General features: G+C 39.6%; 2 protein-coding genes. Both read right to left on the bottom strand.

Features of this window, described 5'->3' with window-relative positions:
* Positions 1-2,005 (bottom strand): polyphosphate kinase 1 (gene ppk1 / locus Q0F90_RS08420; protein WP_296004722.1); only part of this gene is annotated, 2,005 nt, incomplete at its 3' end.
* A partial coding sequence (locus Q0F90_RS08425; RefSeq protein ID WP_296004724.1) for a phosphatase occupies positions 1,995-3,228 on the bottom strand: 1,234 nt, incomplete at its 5' end. The genes Q0F90_RS08425 and ppk1, both read right to left, overlap by 11 nt.

The following is a 3,228-nucleotide window of genomic DNA, read 5'->3' on the forward strand; positions in this document are numbered from 1 at the left end:
CTCGATCATTAATTTTACGATAGGAACCATCAGCTCTCATAATATGCGCTTTTAAAGTATCTTCTAAATAAAGATCCAATATGCTCTTCACTCGTTCTTTATGACGCTTATCTTCAATAGGAATCATAAGCTCTACACGTTCGTTTAAGTTACGAGGCATCCAGTCTGCACTAGATAAGTACAGACTTTCATTACCACCATTGCGGAAATAGAATAAGCGATGATGTTCTAAAAAACGACCTACTATGGAGCGAACTGTAATATTGTCACTTACTCCAGCGATGCCAGGTCGAAGTGTACAAATACCACGAACGATAAGATCAATGTGAACACCTGCGGTAGATGCTTCATATAGCTTAGCAATGACCTTTTTATCAAGTAAGGAGTTCATCTTAGCAATGATATAAGCTTCCTCTCCACTTTTAGCCAATTCAATTTCACGGTCAATTAATTCTATAATTTTTTCCCGTAAATTTAAGGGTGCTACGATAAACTTATTCCAAATTGGTGGATCTGAATAGCCCGAAATCAAGTTAAAGAAGCGAGATGCATCGTCACCATATTCATCATTACATGTGAATATACCGCAGTCAGTGTATATACGAGCAGTTTTACCATTATAGTTACCTGTAGCAAGATGAACATAACGTCTAATGCCATCATTTTCTCTACGCACCACCATGGTGATTTTAGAGTGCGTTTTAAGACCTTTTAACCCATAAATTACATGACAGCCCGCCTTTTCAAGGCGACGGGCCATTTGGATGTTGTTTTCTTCATCAAAACGAGCCTTAACCTCCATAAGTACGGTTACTTGCTTCCCATTATCTGCAGCCTTAATCAAGGATGCAATAATTGGAGAGTCACCACTTACGCGATACAAGGTTTGCTTAATGGCAAGCACATCAGGATCTATGGCTGCTTGAGCAACAAACTGTTCAACCACTGTAAACGATTCAAAAGGATGATGAACAAAAAGATCTTGTTTGCCAATAACGGAGAATAAACTTTCACCTTCGTGGTCTACTAATTCACTAGGAATCTTAGAGTCAAAAGGCTCGTACCGAAGCTCATCTAAACCAGGATAGTTGCAGAAATCAAAGTACATGCGACAATCCAAGTGACCATCAATGCGATATACGTCCTTTTGTTCAAGCTCAACACTAGTAAGAACAAAATCAAGCAAATGGTCCTTTACATCGCCACAGACTTCTAATCGCACCGCATCACCCCGACGGCGACGACGTAAGGATTCCTCTACCTCCGATAGTAAATCCGTCGCCTCTTCTTCATCGATTTCTAGGTCCGCATCACGAGTGATACGGAATACCATATAATCCTCAATGCCGTAACCTTGGAAGAATTGGTTTGCATAATATGTAATGACATCCTCTAAGTAAACAAATCGATGTTCTTTATTGCCTCGACTTGGGATTTCAATGATACGATCAAGTACAGATGGAATAGGCAAGATAGCAATCTTATAATCCTTTGTACCATCTGGTAGTATTTGAAAGATACGCACAATAGCATTAATGGTATGGTTTGTTAAAAAGGGAAACGGATGACCAGAGTCAACGGCTAGTGGCGTTACAACAGGATAGATATGCTCCTCGAAGTAATGACGTAACCAAGATTTGGATTTTACATCTAACTGTTCAGGTTCAGTAAAGAAGAAGCCATAGTTTTCAAGTTCAGTGAGTACATTGTTTAAATACGTACTTTGCATAGAAACGAGGCGTTGTACAGACTCATCAATAGCCTTTAATTGTGCCTTTGCATCCATATGGGCAGCATCATATTTAACGATGCCATTTACTACTTGATGACGTAGACCAGCCACACGAATCATAAAGAACTCGTCTAAATTAGAGCTAGCAATAGCAATAAAGCGCAACCGTTCTAATAACGGCGTATTAGTATCTATAGATGCTAATAGCACACGCTGATTAAACTTTAACCAAGATAGCTCACGGTTAAAATAATATTTTGCATTACTGAACATGGCGGTCACCTCCTCTTACTAGCTTAATTTCCATGCCAAAGACTTCTGTGAAATATTCAGAATCACTTGTAAATGTCCACCATTCTAAAGAGATATCTTCGTTAGTCCGGCAGAACACATATAATACATTATCCCGTTCCTCTAAAATAATATCAGAAATCTTTTGATTACTGCCCGCATCAAGGGCACAAGCTATGCGAATGATAGCTACTAACTTTGTTACTTGAATCTTTTGCAATTCTGTTAGTGCATTAAAGTACGCATCGTCATCAGATGGTGTCCCTTTGTAGTGATAATATACTACATTAGCCACTACTTGCTTCTCTTCTTCTGAAAGTCCAAAAATATCTGTGCCCATCACGATATGATAGGCATGCTCCCCATGATTCCGCAAATTTACAAATTTACCTACAGAGCAAAGAATAGCGGCTATACGACACAAATATCCCCACCGCTCTGGTAAGCCTTTATGCCGTAAGGTTTTACAGAATAATGAACTAAATCGCTCTACCTCAGCATCGTGAATGCTATCGGTATGATATCTATCGGCAACAGCGCGTGCTAATTGAGCATTTTGCTCACGCAATTGGTACATAAACGGATTGTTTTCGGCCTCCACACCATAGAACCAGCTTATACCTTGGGAGAAGGAGAAGCTACTAAAAATCAAAGATTTAGGCTCTATAGCGGTAATGATTTCATTAAATAAAATCATAGTCGGCATCAAAATATTAGCCTTATACTCAGGCAGTTTATAGCGGTTCATCAACTTAGTAGCCGTTATCCCATCAAAGGAGTTAATGAGACCTTTGAATCGTTCAGGCTCAATAGTAATAATATCATCCTTATTACTTTCATCCCCCATAAGACGAGCCATATACTGAGCTTCATCGCCAGATAAAATAACGCTATTAATATTGAAAGTTTGAAGTTCCTCTCGCAACGGGCCAATCATGCGGTGTAAATATTCGGTAATGGCCCTTGGGAACGACGTAGAGGAACGTTGGTTACGGTTAAAGGATTCCATAACGCGTAACGAACCACTATGCATATTGCGTTGGAATAATAAACTTTCACCACGCCATACTGTTAAGCCCACACCACCCGATGTAATATCAAGGAACAACGTCGCCTTGGTCGGATCCGTTAAGCGATACTGGTGTGTCATTTTATAGTATAGCAAGGCATATTTGTAATACACCTCTTTCGGCATGTCGATAACC

It is taken from the genome of uncultured Veillonella sp., from assembly GCF_934190855.1.
In the GTDB taxonomy this organism is placed as follows: Bacteria; Bacillota; Negativicutes; order Veillonellales; family Veillonellaceae; genus Veillonella.